Genomic DNA, 15,337 nt, shown 5'->3' with positions numbered 1-15,337 from the left:
ATGAAGAAAGGGCGGATATCCGCCCTTTTTTTATGCGTTGCTGTACTTGTCGTTGTTACCAAGCCAGCGGGTGATAATGGCTTTGGCGTTGTCCGGATAGTTTTGGTGCAGATACAACGCGAGTTTCTGCACTTCAGGGATGAGTTTCTGATCGCGGACCAAATCGGCAATCTTAAACTCTGCCATCCCCGTTTGTTTGGTACCCAAGAGCTCACCTGGACCACGAATTTCCAGATCGCGCTGGGCAATCACAAAACCATCGCTGCTTTCACGCAACACGCCTAAGCGCTGTGTAGCGGTCTTTGATAGCGGGGCATGATACAAAAGTACACAGTGGCTGGCGACGGAACCACGTCCGACACGGCCACGAAGCTGGTGAAGTTGCGCCAGACCGAGACGCTCTGGGTTTTCGATGATCATCAGACTGGCGTTTGGCACATCCACGCCGACTTCTATCACGGTAGTGGCGACCAAAAGATGAAGCTCACCGGATTTAAACGCCTGCATCACTTCCTGCTTTTCTGCCGCTTTCATCCTGCCATGTACCAGGCCGATTTTTAGATCGGGCAGGGCACGTGCCAAATCATCGGCCGTTTCTGCAGCAGCTTGCGCTTCTAACACCTCAGACTCATCAATTAAGGTACACACCCAGTAAGCCTGACGTCCTTCTTCCAAACAGGACGCGTGGACACGGTTGATGATGTCGATACGTCGGGTATCCGGCACGGCAACGGTTTGAATCGGTGTGCGTCCCGGTGGCAGCTCGTCGATTATGGAGGTGTCGAGATCGGCATAGGCGGTCATCGCCAGCGTGCGTGGAATAGGCGTCGCAGTCATGATGAGCTGGTGGGGATGAATGCCTTGCTTCATCCCTTTCTCACGAAGCTCAAGGCGCTGGTGGACACCAAATCGATGCTGTTCATCGATGATGACGAGCGCAAGCTTGTCGAACTCGACATGCTTTTGGAAAAGGGCGTGGGTGCCCACTACCATTTTGGCTTCGCCGCTGGCAATTTTGGCAAGCTCTGCTTCTTTGGCTTTGCCTGCCAGTTTGCCCGCAAGCCAACCAACGGAAATGCCTAAAGGCTCCAGCCAATTGGCAAAGTTAATCGAATGCTGCTCAGCAAGGAGTTCAGTCGGTGCCATCAAAGCAACCTGATAGCCTTGCTCAATCACCTGCAATGCAGCGAGTGCAGCCACTAAGGTTTTGCCTGAGCCCACATCACCCTGTACCAGACGCATCATGGGCTTTTCCAATCCCATATCGCGTTCGATATCAGCCACCACGCGTGATTGCGCGCCCGTTGGCGTAAATGGCAAGGATTCCAAAAGTTTTGGCTTTAACTCGGTGGAAGGCGGCAGCGAAAATGTCGGATCTTGCTGTAACTTGCTGCGAACCGCGAGCATCGAGAGGTTCTGCGCTAACAGTTCTTCGAGGATGAGGCGCTTCTGAGCAGGGTGTTCACCCTTCTCCAACTGGGTCACCGAAATATCCGGTGTCGGACGATGCAGGATTTTCAGGGCGTCACGCAGGGTGATTTGCCTGTCGTATAAGCCTTCCGGCAAGAGTTCCTGCACCGCAGCACCTTCGAGCAACTCAAGCGCCTGATCGGTCAGGTTTCTGAGCGTCAGCTGACGAAGGCCTTCTGTGGTCGGGTAAACTGGTGTCAGGGTTTCTTCCAGTGAAAGCTCAGTGGGTTCGGAGAAGACTTTGTATTCAGGATGGATGATCTCAAGGCCACCCTGACCGCGTTTGATTTCGCCGTAAGCTTTGACGCGTTTGCCCTGTTCAAGGCTGTTTTTCATTGCCGCATTGAAGTTGAAAAAACGCAGCGTGAGCGAGCCATTACCGTCTGTGATTTTCACCGTCAGCATACGGCGACGCCCAAAGACAGTATTGTTGCTAACCACTTCACCTTCAACGGTGGCATGCTGGCCCGGCATCAGGCTCATGATAGGCCAGATGCGGGTGCGGTCTTCATAGCGGTAGGGGAGATGGAATAGCAGATCCTGCACCGTGAAAAGCCCCAGCTTTTCCAGCTTCTCTGCCATTTTGCCGCCGACTCCGGTCAGCGAGGTAACGGGAACGGCATCCAACATTGACGCGCGCATGATGTGTTCATCTCTCCTAAATCAATACGATTGCAGGTTTATTTTGCTGCCTGCATCTTGGCCCACCAGGCTTCATCGGCAACGATTTGGCCCTCTTCATCTAAATCTGGGTAAGGCAGGCCTTTACGCTTTGCGACTTTTGCCAACACAGGATGACCACGCTCGAAGATGATGCGGTCAACTTCCGCTTGTGGGATCAAAGTGCGTGTACGCTGGTACATGCCTGCGTTTTGGCGTTGGCGCTGCGCTTCATACAAAATCAGCGCGCTGGCGACCGAGACATTCAGTGACTGTACCATACCTATCATGGGAATGATGATGTCTTGATCAGCCAATTCAAGCGCTTGCTTGCTGATGCCGGTCTTTTCCTGACCCATCACGATGGCGGTCGGTTTGGTGTAATCAATCTCACGGAAATCAACGGCGGTATCAGACAGGTTGGTCACCAGTATCTGCATGCCTTTAGCTTTCAGGGTTTCAAACGCCTCTGGTGTGTTGTCATGGGTGACAACGTCCACCCAGTTTCGTGCACCTGCAGAGGTGCCGCCCAATGCGCGCATTTTGCTGTCTTTCGGCCAGACGGCATGAACCTGATGGACACCGACAGCATCCGCAGTGCGGATAATGGCGGAGATGTTGTTGGGCTTATGGACTTCTTCCATGCACACAGTAAGGTCCGGCTGGCGGGTGGCCAACACTCCATGGATGCGTGCAAAACGTTCTGGTGTCATGGTGTTTTTTCTCGTTTATAAAAACGCCCGCAAAGGGCGGGCGTTTGTGTTTGGTGCCTGGGTTTTAAATCAGTTTTTCTGACGACTGACTTTCACCACATTCGGCATGATACGGATACGGCGCATGATATTTGCCAGATGGACACGGTTATGAGTCGTGAGTTTCACGTAAATCGTATACAGACGGCCATCACGCTCTTCCGTCGTCAAACCCTGAATGTTAGAGCCTGTTGCGGCAATGGTGTTGGTCAAATCGGCCAGTGCGCCCTGGTGGTTGAGCATGTCAACGCGCAGTGCGGTCGCAAAGTCCTGATCAATGTCATCACCCCATTCGACAGACATATATTTGTCTGGCTCCTGACTATAACCGCGGATGTTGGCACATTCTTCACGGTGAATGACCAACCCTTTACCTGGGCTGACGTGTCCGACGATGTGATCGCCCGGAATAGGACGGCAACAGTTCGCGTAAGTCAGCAAGATACCTTCAGCGCCACGGATTGGCAGGCATCCACCTTGCTCTTCCAGGCTGTCAGCATCACCAAGCAGACGTTTGGCAATCACCACGCTCATCAGCTCGCCGGCACCGATGTCTGCCAGCAGATCTTCCTCGCTTTCGAGCTTGAGATCGTGCAAGACCTTGTCGATGTTTTCTAGCTCGATGTCCTGAATATTCTTCTCGCCAAGGGCGTGGTTCAGAAGACGGCGACCCAGAATTACAGACTCTTCGCGACGCTTGGTTTTCAGTACCTGACGAATCTTGGTACGCGCACGGGAAGTCACCACATAGTTGAGCCACGCCGCGTTTGGACGCGCGCCAGGGGCTGTGATGATCTCTATGGTCTGGCCGTTTTTCAGCGGTTGACTGAGTGGATAAGACTGACGGTTCACCCTCGCGCCGACGCAAGAGTTACCGACGTCCGTATGCACGGCATAAGCGAAGTCCACAGCGGTTGCGCCAACAGGCATTTCAACAATGCGGCCTTTCGGCGTAAACACGAACAACTCGTCCGGGAATAAGTCTGATTTCACGCTCTCGATAAATTCAAACGAGCTACCTGCACTTTGCTGAAGTTCCAGCAGGCTTTGCATCCAACGTTGCGCGCGCACCTGCGCGGTGGTACCACCGCCGCCAGCACGGTCTGCACCGTCTTTGTATGCCCAGTGAGCCGCAACACCTTTGTCCGCCATCTGATCCATGTCTTCGGTACGGATTTGTACTTCAACAGGGACACCGTGAGGGCCGATCATGGAGGTATGAAGCGATTGGTAGCCGTTGGCTTTCGGTACCGCGATGTAGTCTTTCATGCGGCCCGGGCGTGGCTTATACAGATTGTGCATTTGCCCCAGCACGCGATAACAGGTATCCACCGAATCGACAATCACGCGGAAGGCATAGAGGTCCATGATGGTGTGGAAGCGTTGCTCCTTGTTCTTCATCTTGTTGTAGATGGAGTAGAGGTTCTTCTCACGACCCAACACCTTGGCATTGATACCCGCATCCTGGAGGCGGCCTTCAATTTCGGCGTGGATTTTCTGGATCATCTCTTTGCGATTGCCGCGGGCATGAATCACCACTTCGCGCAACACGCGGTACCGGGTTGGATAGAGGGCTTCAAAGCCAAGTTCTTCCAGTTCCACTTTGATGTTGTGGATACCCAGACGGTGCGCCAGTGGCGAGAAAATCTCGAGGGTTTCGCGGGCAATGCGGCGACGTTTGTCTGGACGCAATGCACCCAATGTACGCATGTTGTGCGTGCGGTCAGCGAGTTTGATGAGGATTACGCGGATGTCATGGGCCATGGCCATGATCATTTTGCGGAAGTTCTCCGCCTGCGCTTCCTGACGGTCGCGGAATTTGAGCTTATCGAGCTTGGAGACGCCATCTACCAGATCGGCGACGGTATCGCCAAAACGTTGTTGCAGGTCTTCTTTGGTAACGTCAGTGTCTTCAATCACGTCATGCAGCAGCGCTGCCATCAAGGTTTCGTGATCGAGGCGCATCTCCGCAAGAATACGGGCAACGGCGATAGGGTGGATGATGTATGGTTCCCCGCTTGAGCGGGTTTGCCCTTCGTGGGCATCTCGCGCGACCAAATACGCTTGCCGGAGTGCCTCTAAGTGCGACTCCGGCAAGTATTGTGCTGCGACTTCTTTCAGGCTATCGAAGAGATACAATCTGCCTGTTTCCCTGAAGTTAAATTAGCGAAGAGTACCTGTGATGGTGCTTACAGCAGCCATTTCTGCAGCTTCTTGTTCTTGCTGCTCTTGGCGCTCACGTGCATCCAGGATCTCTTTAGTGATCAGGCCTTCCTCAATTTCACGCAGAGCGATAACAGTTTGCTTATCGTTCTCTTCCTGAACCAGTGAGTCTTTACCACCAGTTTGCATTTGGCGTGCGCGACGAGCTGCTACCAATACTAGATCGAAGCGGTTGCCAATTTTTTCAACAGCGTCTTGAACGGTTACGCGTGCCATGAAGAACTCCAGTAAGTAATAAAATCAAAATGACCGAAAATTATACAAAAGCGAACTGACCTAAACAACAAACATCTTTCAATAGCGATGCTTATTAGTCCAACAACCTGTCGATCATGTCGTGGTGACGGCTGTATTGCTTGTCTTGCTTCATTCGCTCGGCGCGAAGGATGGCTTTGATGTCCATCAGAGCCACATCGAAATCATCGTTCACGATAACGTAATCATACTCGTTATAGTGAGAGATCTCAGAACGGGCTTCTTCCATGCGTTTTGCGATGACCTCATCAGAATCCTGACCGCGCGCATTCAGGCGGCGCTCAAGCTCTTCACGGCTTGGCGGCAGAATGAAGATGCTTTTTGCATTCGGCATTTTCTCGCGAATTTGCTGAGCGCCTTGCCAGTCGATGTCGAGAAAGATATCGACACCTTTTGACAGCATTTCTTCAATCCACAGGCGTGATGTGCCATAGAAATTACCGAATACTTCGGCGTATTCCAGGAAGGCTTCTTGTTCGATCAGCGCTTTAAAGTCCTCAACAGAGACGAAATGGTAGTGAACACCGTTCTCTTCGCCCGGACGAGATGCACGGGTGGTGTGAGAAACAGACACTTTCATGTCGTAACGAGGATTGTCTTTCAGCAATGCCGAAATCAGGCTTGATTTACCGGCACCACTTGGCGCTGAAACGATGTAAAGCGTACCTTGGCTCATGGTCTTGATCACTGTGAGGTTAAAGGGCGCGCAGGGTACCATGACCCGCGCAAAAATTGAATTCCACTTTTAGGATAACTCAATAATGGCAGCAACCTAAAGCGGGAACAAAAAGCCCGGCACAAAGACCGGGCTTTTCAGCTTTTCGTATCGATTATTCGATATTTTGGATTTGCTCGCGCATCTGCTCGATCAGCACTTTCAGTTCGACGCCAGAAGCGGTGATGTCGGTGCTGATGGATTTTGAAGCCAGCGTGTTCGACTCGCGGTTGAATTCCTGCATCATGAAGTCCAGACGACGACCACAAGCGCCTCCTTTTTTCAGAATTTTCTTGGTTTCCGATACGTGAGAGTCAAGGCGGTCCAGCTCTTCCGCGACATCCGATTTCTGAGCCAGCAAGATGATTTCCTGCTCCACGCGGTTGGCGTCCAGTTCGACTTTCGCTTCTTCCAACTTGGTCAGGAGACGTTCACGTTGCCATTGCAGGATTTCCGGCATTTTCGCGCGTACTTTCACCACTTCTGCGGCAATGCCTTCCAGACGCTGCTCAATCAGCGCTTTCATGTTGTCGCCTTCGCTGGCACGTGCAGCGATAAAGTCATCAACAGTTTTGTCGAAACCTTCCAGCAAGGCTTTGTTGATCACGTCCATGTCCTGCTCTGGGGTTTCCATCACACCCGGCCACTGCAGTACTTGGAAAGGACCAATATTGCCCTCGCCGGACATTTCTTTGATCCACTTCGCCGCGTGAATCACCTGTTTAGCCAACTCTTCATTGATTTTAAGTTCAGTGTTAGCTGACTGATTGGCTTCAAAGCGCAAGTTGCATTCCACCTTGCCGCGGGCAAGACGGGAACGAAATCGTTCACGAATGATTGGTTCAAGGCCACGGAACTGCTCTGGCATGCGGATATAGGTTTCGAGGTAACGTTGGTTAACCGAGCGGATTTCCCAAACGGCTGTGCCCCATGTGCCCTTGATTTCCCGACGGGCGTAGGCAGTCATACTGTGGATCATTGAAGTTCACTCATTGATGAAAGTTGTGATGATTATACGCAGTCGCTGCCTTTTATGTCAGCAGCATGACGGGAAACAGAAGAAAAAAGCAGACAAGACCGCTTTGTATTAGCGTGCAAAAGGTGAAGCCGTTATAATCGCCGGTTAACGAAATTCAGCATTTATAAACAGGTGAGTCCTATGCGTCCTAGCGGCAGAGAAGTTGGTCAAATTCGTCCAGTCACAATTACCCGTCATTTTACCGCCCATGCGGAAGGTTCTGTGCTGGTGGCGTTTGGTGATACCAAAGTTATCTGTACCGCAAGCGTTGAAGAAGGCGTGCCACGCTTTCTGAAAGGGAAAGGACAAGGCTGGGTCACCGCTGAGTACGGCATGCTGCCACGTGCGACCCACACCCGTAACCGTCGTGAAGCGGCAAACGGCAAGCAAGGCGGCCGCACTATGGAAATCCAACGCTTGATCGCCCGCAGCCTGCGCGCTGCCGTGAATCTTGAAAAGCTGGGCGATTTCACCATCACCGTTGACTGTGATGTTATTCAGGCTGACGGTGGTACCCGCACTGCATCGATTACTGGCGCAAGTGTGGCGATGGCCGATGCGCTGAACAAGCTGGTTAGCGAAGGTAAGCTGGCAGAGAACCCAATGAAAGGTCATGTCGCAGCAGTTTCTGTGGGTATCTTTGAAGGTACGCCAATCTGCGATTTGGAATACGTGGAAGACTCGGCAGCAGACACGGATATGAACGTGGTGATGCTGGAAGATGGCCGCATGATTGAAGTGCAGGGTACTGCAGAAGCGGAACCGTTCACTGCCGATGAGCTTAATGCCATGTTGTCTCTGGCAACCAAAGGTATTCAGGACATTGTAGCGATTCAGAAAGCATCGTTAATTGATTGATGAGAAAGCGGCTTCTATTGGAGCCGCTTTTTTTTACCTAATTTTGAGTGAGGCGGATGTGCCTCAGGTAAAACCGGCAAGCTAGCCGACTTTTGTTCGACAGGAGAGAAAATGAAAGCCTATCAGCGTCAGTTCATCGAATTTGCATTGGAAAAAGAAGTATTGAAGTTTGGTGAATTCACTTTGAAGTCGGGTCGTAAGAGCCCTTACTTCTTTAATGCCGGTCTGTTCAATACAGGCAGGGATTTGGCGCGTCTGGGCCGTTTCTATGCCGAAGCGTTGGTTGATGCAGGCATCGAATACGATCTGCTGTTTGGTCCCGCGTACAAAGGTATTCCGATTGCGACCACCACAGCGGTAGCGCTGGCTGAACATCACGATGTGGATACGCCTTACTGCTTTAACCGCAAAGAAGCCAAAGATCACGGTGAAGGTGGAAATCTGGTGGGTAGCGCGCTGGAAGGCCGTGTGATGCTGGTGGATGACGTGATCACTGCAGGTACAGCGATTCGCGAGTCGATGGAAATCATTCAGGCGAACGGTGCTGATCTGGCCGGAGTATTGGTGGCAATTGACCGTCAAGAACGCGGTAAAGGCGAGCTTTCTGCCATTCAGGAAGTCGAGCGTGACTTTGGCTGTCAGGTGGTTTCTATTATCAGCCTTGGCGATCTGGTGACGTATTTGGAAGAGCAGGGCGGTAACCCAGAACAATTGGATGCAGTAAAAGCATATCGCGCGGAATACGGTATTTAATACCAATCGTAGTAAATATCTGCTCATCCTAGCTTGTTAAAATTCTCGATAACTGCGTTGAAAAATTTGATTGTAGAATAACTACTTATCGAAATTTTTCGCCTTGTTCTCGAGCATTTTTCCTACGCTATTTCTGATCACCTACCTACTGTGATTGGTATAATCAGTCTTGAAGAAAACAAAAAGGCTGCATCATGCAGCCTTTTTTTGTGTCTTTCCGTCGTCGATCAGTTCAGCTGCGCACTCAACAGTTGCCAGTATTGGTCAAACTCCGCAGTCGGCGCATATTTGAAGTTTGAACGCACGAAGCGGTTGAGGCTACCTTCTACCTGACCGAGAAGCTGAGCTGCCAGTACATTCTCATCAACCGGGAAACCTTTACCTTCACGAAGACGGCGCTCGCGCAGTACCTGACGCAGTTGGCTCTCGATTTTTTCAAACAGCTGATTGATGCGACCTTGCAGTCTATCCTGCTCAAACATCAAGGCATGTCCGGTCATGATGCGTGTCAGCCCCGGATTACGCTCTCCGAAAACTAATAGCAATTGAAGGATCAAGCGTAAACGGGTCATCGTATCTTTTTCATCACTTTGGATGCGGTTGATACGGGTGATCAGTGACTCTTCGATAAACTCAATCAAGCCTTCGAACATGCGTGCTTTACTTGGGAAATGGCGATATAGCGCGGCTTCAGAAACGCCTACCTGCGCGGCAAGTTTGGCGGTGGTAATGCGTTGACTGCCCTGATTGGACTCCAGCATTTGAGCCAGGGCCTGGAGGATTTCCTCTCTGCGATTCTGCTTTTTTTGGCCAGCCATGAATAGATGGTTCCTTTATTGTTCTTGGGGTCACTGACCCGAAATCTAGGCTGAAGAGCCGCTATATTAACGACGGCCTCTCTGTATTAAAAGAATAATGCACCTTGATTGCAGGTGAAGCCTACAGTAATTCCCGAAACCGTGAATGCGGCATAAAAAACGCCACACTTCTGTGGCATTTTTCAGATATTTCACCGGGTTAACGCTGTTATTTTGTACCAGAGTGTCCAAATCCTCCGGCACCACGCTCGGTCGCGTCGAAGTCTTCAACAATGTTGAACTGGGCTTGTACAACTGGCACAAAAACCAGTTGCGCAATACGCTCACCTGGCTCAATGGTAAAGGTTGTGTTGCCTCGGTTCCAGCAAGAAACCATGAGCTGGCCTTGATAATCTGAATCGATGAGGCCTACCAGGTTGCCCAGAACGATGCCGTGTTTATGGCCAAGACCTGAACGTGGAAGAATGGTGGCTGCCAGTGAAGGGTCAGCAATGTGGATAGCAAGACCCGTTGGCAGAAGTTCCGTTTGGCCCGGCTCCAGTGTCAGCGGTGCATCCAGCACGGCGCGAAGGTCCAGACCTGCGGAGCCTTCTGTCGCGTATGCAGGAAGTGGGAATTCGTTACCGACGCGTGGGTCGAGAATTTTTAAATCAATTTGTTTCATAACCTATTTCCGCTGAGTGTTATTTGTTGGTGTAAAGTGCCGTGATTTCGCTGACAAGCTGGTTGCCAATCTCAGATTTACTTGCCAATGGCAGTGCCTTGTCACCTTTCGGCCAATAAAGGTGTAACGCGTTTTTGTCGCTGTTAAAGCCTTGCCCTTCCTGAGAGACATCATTGGCACAAATCAAGTCCAGATTCTTCTTCTGAAGTTTACCGCGTGCGTACTGCTCTACATCCTGAGTTTCAGCTGCAAAGCCGACGGTAAACGGGCGACTCTCTTTCAGTGAAGCAACAGAAGCGACGATGTCAGGGTTTTTTACCAGTGTGATCGTCATGTCATCTTCGCCATCTTTCTTTTTCATCTTCTGGTCGGCCACATTGGCAGGTCTGAAATCAGCGACCGCCGCACAGGCGATGAAAATGTGATGTTTAGGAGCGTGGGCGTGAACCGCGTCATGCATCTCTTGCGCGCTTTCGACATTCACTCGGTTAACGCCATTTGGCGTTGGCAGGTTCACTGGGCCACTGACTAGAGTGACACTTGCGCCCCGTTTAGCGGCCGCTTCTGCGATCGCATAGCCCATTTTCCCTGAGCTGTGATTGGTGAGGTAACGCACCGGGTCAATGGCTTCACGGGTTGGCCCTGCGGTAATGAGAAAAGAAGTGCCGGAGAGATCGCCGTCGGCGAAGCAGTCTTCAACCAGTCCGACCAACTGCATTGGCTCTAGCATGCGACCTGGACCAATATCACCACAGGCCTGTTCACCGCTTGCTGGCCCCCAAATTGGGTGGCCGCGTCGTTTCAACGTCGCGAGATTTTCTTGCGTGGCAACCGCGCGATACATTTGCTGGTTCATGGCGGGTGCAACAGCTACTGGTGCATCTGTTGCCAAGCAAAGTGTCGTCAGAAGATCATTGCCCATGCCTGCCGCCACACGGGCAATTAGGTCAGCAGTGGCGGGTGCTAGCAATACCAAATCTGCCCATTTGGCGATTTCGATATGACCCATTGAGGCTTCAGCAGCAGGGTCTAGCAAGCTGTCAGACACAGGGTGGCCAGAGACTGCCTGCATGGTCAGCGGGGTGATAAATTCTTTCGCTGCGTGAGTCATGACAATGCGAACGTCAGCGCCACGTTCAATCAAGCGACGCGTCAGGTCTGCACATTTATAAGCCGCAATACCGCCACCGATACCTAAAACAATCCGTTTGCCCGAAAGGGTCTGAGTGATTTTCTGAGCCATAACTAATGTAGCCAAAGGATAATGAGAGGAAAGATAACACAAAAGACCGGGAAAGCGCCTGTTACGCTCGACGAATGTGAAAGCGATATTATTCACGTTCGAAATGTAAATATGTAGCCACTCAAACTTGCCGAGTTTGTAAGTCTATCGCAGCGTTTTGATGATGATGTTGACGGTTTTTAAGGTGAAAGCGACGCTCGGGGTTTTCTTTTCCTGAGAATGTCATGTCCCTGAAAAACTTGCCTGAAGAGTGCCGTCCCCGAGAGAAGTTGTTGGCGAGAGGCCCAGAGTCTCTCACCAATGCAGAGCTTCTTGCCATTTTCTTGCGCACCGGCGTAAAGGGCATGAATGCGATTGAACTCGCTAGCTACCTTTTGGAGGACTTTGGTTCACTGAGAGGGTTAATGCAGGCTGAACTTAAACAATTCAGTGAACGCAAAGGGCTGGGTTCAGCGAAATATGCCCAACTTCAAGCTGTGTTGGAGCTTAGCAAACGTCACCTAGGTGAAACATTGGCGAGGGAAGATGCACTTTCCAGTCCGTCACATACCGCCAGATACCTTTCCTGCAAACTTCGTGACCGCCCAAGGGAAGCCTTTCTCGTGCTGTACCTTGATAATCAAAATCGCCCTATAAAAGACGAGATTTTGTTTGAAGGTACAATCAATGCTGCCAATGTTTATCCGAGAGAAGTGGTTAAACGTTGTCTTGATGTAGGCGCCAATGCAGTGATTCTCGCGCATAATCACCCTTCAGGTATCGCTGAACCCAGCACAGCAGACCGTCATATCACCAACAGAATCGGTGATGCATTGGCTTTAGTGGACATTCGTTTGCTCGACCATATGGTGATTGGGGACGGGGACGTGGTATCCTTCGCCGAACGTGGTTGGATTTAAGGGTATTTCGGTACTCTGGTCGTCTTTAACACCTTTTCTCTAATTCGGTAGAAAGCCGCTAACATGGCGTTTTTTCTGGGGGTGAGTGAGGTTTACCTCAGGTCAACGTCACCTAGGTTGCTAAAAAACGATCAAAAACTGTCAAAAGGATCTGCTCGGGACTTGAGCAATGGAAAGACAGTTAGTATAATGCGCCACCTTTGATAGCCTTGACGTAGAGCCTGACCTTGTTTGCAGGACTGGCGGACAAGGTTGATATCGAGCTGAAACGATTTGGAGAGACATTCATGTCACGAGTATGCCAAGTAACTGGCAAGCGTCCTGTAGTTGGTAACAACCGCTCTCACGCTAATAACGCCACCAAGCGTCGTTTTCTGCCGAACCTGCAAACTCATCGTTTCTGGGTAGAAAGCGAAAACCGCTTCGTTAAACTGCGCCTTACCCCTAAAGGTATGCGCATCATCGACAAGAAAGGTATCGATACTGTTCTGGCAGATATCCGTGCCCGTGGTGAGAACGTTTAAGAGGACTTAAAGAATGGCTAAAGGCATTCGCGAGAAGATCCGCCTGGTATCATCTGCTGGTACTGGTCACTTCTACACTACTGATAAAAACAAACGTAACATGCCGGGCAAGTTCGAGATCAAGAAATTTGATCCAGTTGTTCGTCAACACGTTATGTACAAAGAAGCAAAAATCAAGTAATTGGTTTTCGCCTCTTATAAAGAACCCGGCTTTGGCTGGGTTTTTTTATATCTGTAAATCAGAGACTTCCGGATATATACCCAAACAACCTGAAGATGCATGATTCAGCGAGATTGACTGGCGTTGTGATCGCGGCGTTCCTTTGTAGGTGTAGTCATCTCCATCAAAAAGGAACAACAAAGAGCACGGCGTCAGTCAACTCGCCCGAGGGGAGGCCATCAATGCGCCCACTTCTTCGTTAAACTCCACGGAAATAGAATGACTATTCCTCGCGGAATTTGCCTCGAATTGAACGTATTGATGACCTCTGAATGCGAGCATTTTCAGGTTGTTTGGGTATACACTTTGAGTCACGACTGATGACACTGAGAGTGAGTGATGGCTACACCGTCCCGCAGAACATTCAATAACTTCCTTATCTTGGGGATTTTGGCATTTATCACACTGATAAACCTGCCAACCTACCTCAGAAGCCAGCTGGCAGAAAGTGAGGCCGAACAACCGGTTGAGCAAGTATTGCCTGATGGGATCATTGCGTTGATGCCATCAGATGTGGAAGTTAAAGCGCTGCGTTTTCCGAAATTTACCCTCACCAATGCCATGCCATGGCAAACCGATAAAAAGCTTTCTATCTCAGCCACTGAATTGGCAAACCGATGGATTAACCTATCTGGCACAGACATCGACACGGACACCTACGACAAATTAAAACCTGGTCTTCGTGAACCAGCGACTTTGGTCGTGGATAGGGGTGAAGCTGTTGAGCCTTTACGTCTGACCTATTATCAATTGCCTCAATTCTGGCTCATTCAAAACTGGGAAAACCGTTGGCTTGCGGTCTCAGTTGATCCAAACTACCTGTTCCCGTTCGCCAACCAGAATTAGCAGGATGCCAGAATTACCGGAAGTTGAAGTGAGCCGTATGGGTATTAAGCCCCATGCGACGGATCAGGTGGTCACCAAATTGGAGGTCAGACAGCCCAAGCTGCGTTGGCCTGTTCCGGACACCTTATTTGATATCGAAGGCCAGACAATTCGTGCAGTGAAACGCCGCGCAAAGTACTTGATACTGGAAACCGATATTGGCTACGCACTGGTGCATTTGGGGATGTCCGGCAGTTTACGTGTGTTGCCACAGGCGACAGCGCCGGATAAACACGATCATGTCGACTTGCACCTCTCTAACGGAAAAGTGATCCGCTATAACGATCCTCGCAGGTTCGGTGCCTGGCTTTGGCAGGAAAAGGGCGGTGATCATCCAGCTTTAGAGAAACTCGGTCCCGAGCCACTCACTGACGGGTTTACTGGTGAATATCTGTTTGATAAGGCAAAAGGGAAACGCACGGCCATCAAGCAGTTTATTATGGATAACGCAGTCGTCGTCGGGGTAGGGAACATCTACGCTAACGAATCTCTGTTCACCTCTAGAATTCATCCCAAACGTCCAGCAGGGCAGCTTAGTCTGGAAGAAGCCAATACGCTGGTGGCTGACATCAAAGACGTTTTGACGACAGCCATCAAACAAGGTGGCACGACGCTGAAAGACTTCACCCAAGCGGATGGTAAGCCTGGCTACTTTGCGCAAGAGTTGTTGGTGTATGGCAAGCAAGGAAAACCTTGTCCGGTGTGTGGCACAGAGCTTGAGAGTGTGAAGATAGGGCAGCGAAATACGGTGTTTTGCCCTGAGTGCCAGAAGTAATAAAGCCCGCATATGCGGGCTTTGTCGTTGCTATTTCTTCAGTTGAGATTTCAATGCTTCGAGCACTTTTGGGTGAACAAACCCACTGGTGTCACCACCATGAAGTGCTACCTCTTTCACCAACGTGGAAGAGATAAATGAGTTCTCTTCAGACGGCGTGAGGAAGACGCTTTCCAGCTCCGGCATCAGACGGCGGTTCATGTTCGCTAGCTGAAACTCATATTCGAAATCGGAGACTGCACGCAATCCGCGAACCAGAATGTTCGCGTTGTATTGTTTGGCGAAATCCACCAAAAGGCCGGAGAAACCCACCACACTGACATTGTCGAGATGCTCGGTTACCGCTTTTGCCAATTGGACACGCTCTTCAAGATCAAATAGTGGCTTTTTGCTTGGGCTGGCAGCGATACCCACGACGACTTCATCAAACATTGAAGCCGCGCGCTCAACCAAATCAACGTGGCCATTGGTAATCGGATCAAAAGTACCCGGATAGATCACTCGGGTGATGGCTTTCTTGCTCACAGTCGTACCCTGCAATTTTCTAAACTGGCGACATGCTATCAAAAACTCATGGAATTTGATTCCCCACTACGACCCAAGAT

Annotated in this window: 17 protein-coding genes; 7 read left to right on the top strand and 10 right to left on the bottom strand. The window is 50.6% G+C overall.

Features of this window, described 5'->3' with window-relative positions; all coding sequences use genetic code 11:
* Window positions 1–30: 30 nt before the first annotated feature.
* From recG to QL223_RS14235, 6 genes are all read right to left on the bottom strand, one after another.
* A complete protein-coding gene (gene recG / locus QL223_RS14260; protein ID WP_281545103.1) occupies window positions 31–2,112 on the bottom strand; it encodes an ATP-dependent DNA helicase RecG in 2,082 nt (693 codons plus the stop codon).
* A 38-nt stretch (window positions 2,113–2,150) separates the two neighbouring features.
* A complete protein-coding gene (gene trmH, locus QL223_RS14255; protein ID WP_039849439.1) occupies window positions 2,151–2,843 on the bottom strand; it encodes a tRNA (guanosine(18)-2'-O)-methyltransferase TrmH in 693 nt (230 codons plus the stop codon).
* 69 nt (window positions 2,844–2,912) lie between these two features.
* Complete coding sequence (gene spoT, locus QL223_RS14250) at window positions 2,913–5,021, bottom strand: bifunctional GTP diphosphokinase/guanosine-3',5'-bis pyrophosphate 3'-pyrophosphohydrolase (protein ID WP_002535359.1); 2,109 nt, start codon at window positions 5,019–5,021, stop codon at window positions 2,913–2,915.
* A 24-nt stretch (window positions 5,022–5,045) separates the two neighbouring features.
* Window positions 5,046–5,321, bottom strand: a complete 276-nt coding sequence (gene rpoZ, locus QL223_RS14245) for a DNA-directed RNA polymerase subunit omega (protein WP_002535357.1) — start codon at window positions 5,319–5,321, stop codon at window positions 5,046–5,048.
* Window positions 5,322–5,415: 94 nt separating this feature from the next.
* Window positions 5,416–6,036, bottom strand: a complete 621-nt coding sequence (gene gmk / locus QL223_RS14240; protein ID WP_039849438.1) for a guanylate kinase — start codon at window positions 6,034–6,036, stop codon at window positions 5,416–5,418.
* 154 nt (window positions 6,037–6,190) lie between these two features.
* Window positions 6,191–7,054, bottom strand: coding sequence for a YicC/YloC family endoribonuclease (locus tag QL223_RS14235; RefSeq protein WP_002535354.1), 864 nt, complete (start codon window positions 7,052–7,054; stop codon window positions 6,191–6,193).
* Window positions 7,055–7,234: 180 nt separating this feature from the next.
* On the opposite strand from QL223_RS14235, the gene rph reads away from it, so the two are divergent.
* A complete protein-coding gene (gene rph / locus QL223_RS14230) occupies window positions 7,235–7,951 on the top strand; it encodes a ribonuclease PH (RefSeq protein WP_002535353.1) in 717 nt (238 codons plus the stop codon).
* A 111-nt stretch (window positions 7,952–8,062) separates the two neighbouring features.
* The gene (pyrE, locus tag QL223_RS14225; RefSeq protein ID WP_002535351.1) at window positions 8,063–8,704 is read left to right on the top strand and encodes an orotate phosphoribosyltransferase; all 642 of its coding nucleotides are present in this window, start codon (window positions 8,063–8,065) and stop codon (window positions 8,702–8,704) included.
* Window positions 8,705–8,931: 227 nt separating this feature from the next.
* Here the strand turns inward: pyrE and slmA are convergent, their stop codons facing one another.
* The 3 genes from slmA to coaBC form a co-directional block, all read right to left on the bottom strand.
* Window positions 8,932–9,522, bottom strand: a complete 591-nt coding sequence (slmA, locus tag QL223_RS14220) for a nucleoid occlusion factor SlmA (RefSeq protein WP_002535349.1) — start codon at window positions 9,520–9,522, stop codon at window positions 8,932–8,934.
* A 208-nt stretch (window positions 9,523–9,730) separates the two neighbouring features.
* Window positions 9,731–10,186: a dUTP diphosphatase gene (dut, locus tag QL223_RS14215; RefSeq protein WP_002535348.1), complete on the bottom strand. Its 456-nt coding sequence runs from the start codon at window positions 10,184–10,186 to the stop codon at window positions 9,731–9,733.
* A gap of 19 nt (window positions 10,187–10,205) precedes the next feature.
* A complete protein-coding gene (gene coaBC / locus QL223_RS14210; RefSeq protein ID WP_281545102.1) occupies window positions 10,206–11,429 on the bottom strand; it encodes a bifunctional phosphopantothenoylcysteine decarboxylase/phosphopantothenate--cysteine ligase CoaBC in 1,224 nt (407 codons plus the stop codon).
* A 224-nt stretch (window positions 11,430–11,653) separates the two neighbouring features.
* Between coaBC and radC the strand changes: the two genes are divergently transcribed.
* The 5 genes from radC to mutM all read left to right on the top strand — a co-directional run bounded on the left by radC (window position 11,654) and on the right by mutM (window position 14,732).
* Window positions 11,654–12,328 carry a DNA repair protein RadC gene (gene radC / locus QL223_RS14205; protein ID WP_002535346.1) on the top strand — a complete coding sequence of 225 codons (675 nt, stop codon included), beginning with the start codon at window positions 11,654–11,656 and terminating at the stop codon, window positions 12,326–12,328.
* 287 nt (window positions 12,329–12,615) lie between these two features.
* The gene (gene rpmB / locus QL223_RS14200; protein WP_002535345.1) at window positions 12,616–12,852 is read left to right on the top strand and encodes a 50S ribosomal protein L28; all 237 of its coding nucleotides are present in this window, start codon (window positions 12,616–12,618) and stop codon (window positions 12,850–12,852) included.
* Between the two features lie 13 nt (window positions 12,853–12,865).
* Entirely contained in the window at window positions 12,866–13,033 is a 168-nt protein-coding gene (gene rpmG, locus QL223_RS14195) for a 50S ribosomal protein L33 (protein WP_002535344.1), read from the top strand.
* A gap of 378 nt (window positions 13,034–13,411) precedes the next feature.
* Window positions 13,412–13,918, top strand: coding sequence for a hypothetical protein (locus QL223_RS14190; RefSeq protein ID WP_281545101.1), 507 nt, complete (start codon window positions 13,412–13,414; stop codon window positions 13,916–13,918).
* Between the two features lie 4 nt (window positions 13,919–13,922).
* Entirely contained in the window at window positions 13,923–14,732 is an 810-nt protein-coding gene (gene mutM, locus QL223_RS14185; RefSeq protein ID WP_281545100.1) for a bifunctional DNA-formamidopyrimidine glycosylase/DNA-(apurinic or apyrimidinic site) lyase, read from the top strand.
* 30 nt (window positions 14,733–14,762) lie between these two features.
* Here mutM and coaD read toward each other — a convergent pair whose 3' ends face one another.
* The gene (gene coaD / locus QL223_RS14180) at window positions 14,763–15,257 is read right to left on the bottom strand and encodes a pantetheine-phosphate adenylyltransferase (protein ID WP_281545099.1); all 495 of its coding nucleotides are present in this window, start codon (window positions 15,255–15,257) and stop codon (window positions 14,763–14,765) included.
* Between the last annotated feature and the right edge of the window lie 80 nt (window positions 15,258–15,337).

The organism is Grimontia sp. SpTr1, from assembly GCF_947387585.1.
Classification (GTDB): domain Bacteria; phylum Pseudomonadota; class Gammaproteobacteria; order Enterobacterales; family Vibrionaceae; genus Enterovibrio; species Enterovibrio indicus.
Note: the sequence above shows the minus strand (reverse complement) of the source record. Positions and strands in the feature narration are given on the sequence as shown.

Coding starts and splice junctions, on each gene's coding strand:
- rpmB (WP_002535345.1), top strand. CDS start 12,616: ATGTCACGAGTATGCCAAGTAACTGGCAAGCGTCCTGTAGTTGGTAAC.
- mutM (WP_281545100.1), top strand. CDS start 13,923: ATGCCAGAATTACCGGAAGTTGAAGTGAGCCGTATGGGTATTAAGCCC.
- gmk (WP_039849438.1), bottom strand. CDS start 6,036: ATGAGCCAAGGTACGCTTTACATCGTTTCAGCGCCAAGTGGTGCCGGT.
- trmH (WP_039849439.1), bottom strand. CDS start 2,843: ATGACACCAGAACGTTTTGCACGCATCCATGGAGTGTTGGCCACCCGC.
- rph (WP_002535353.1), top strand. CDS start 7,235: ATGCGTCCTAGCGGCAGAGAAGTTGGTCAAATTCGTCCAGTCACAATT.
- radC (WP_002535346.1), top strand. CDS start 11,654: ATGTCCCTGAAAAACTTGCCTGAAGAGTGCCGTCCCCGAGAGAAGTTG.
- coaBC (WP_281545102.1), bottom strand. CDS start 11,429: ATGGCTCAGAAAATCACTCAGACCCTTTCGGGCAAACGGATTGTTTTA.
- QL223_RS14235 (WP_002535354.1), bottom strand. CDS start 7,054: ATGATCCACAGTATGACTGCCTACGCCCGTCGGGAAATCAAGGGCACA.
- pyrE (WP_002535351.1), top strand. CDS start 8,063: ATGAAAGCCTATCAGCGTCAGTTCATCGAATTTGCATTGGAAAAAGAA.
- slmA (WP_002535349.1), bottom strand. CDS start 9,522: ATGGCTGGCCAAAAAAAGCAGAATCGCAGAGAGGAAATCCTCCAGGCC.
- dut (WP_002535348.1), bottom strand. CDS start 10,186: ATGAAACAAATTGATTTAAAAATTCTCGACCCACGCGTCGGTAACGAA.
- QL223_RS14190 (WP_281545101.1), top strand. CDS start 13,412: ATGGCTACACCGTCCCGCAGAACATTCAATAACTTCCTTATCTTGGGG.
- rpoZ (WP_002535357.1), bottom strand. CDS start 5,321: ATGGCACGCGTAACCGTTCAAGACGCTGTTGAAAAAATTGGCAACCGC.
- recG (WP_281545103.1), bottom strand. CDS start 2,112: ATGCGCGCGTCAATGTTGGATGCCGTTCCCGTTACCTCGCTGACCGGA.
- rpmG (WP_002535344.1), top strand. CDS start 12,866: ATGGCTAAAGGCATTCGCGAGAAGATCCGCCTGGTATCATCTGCTGGT.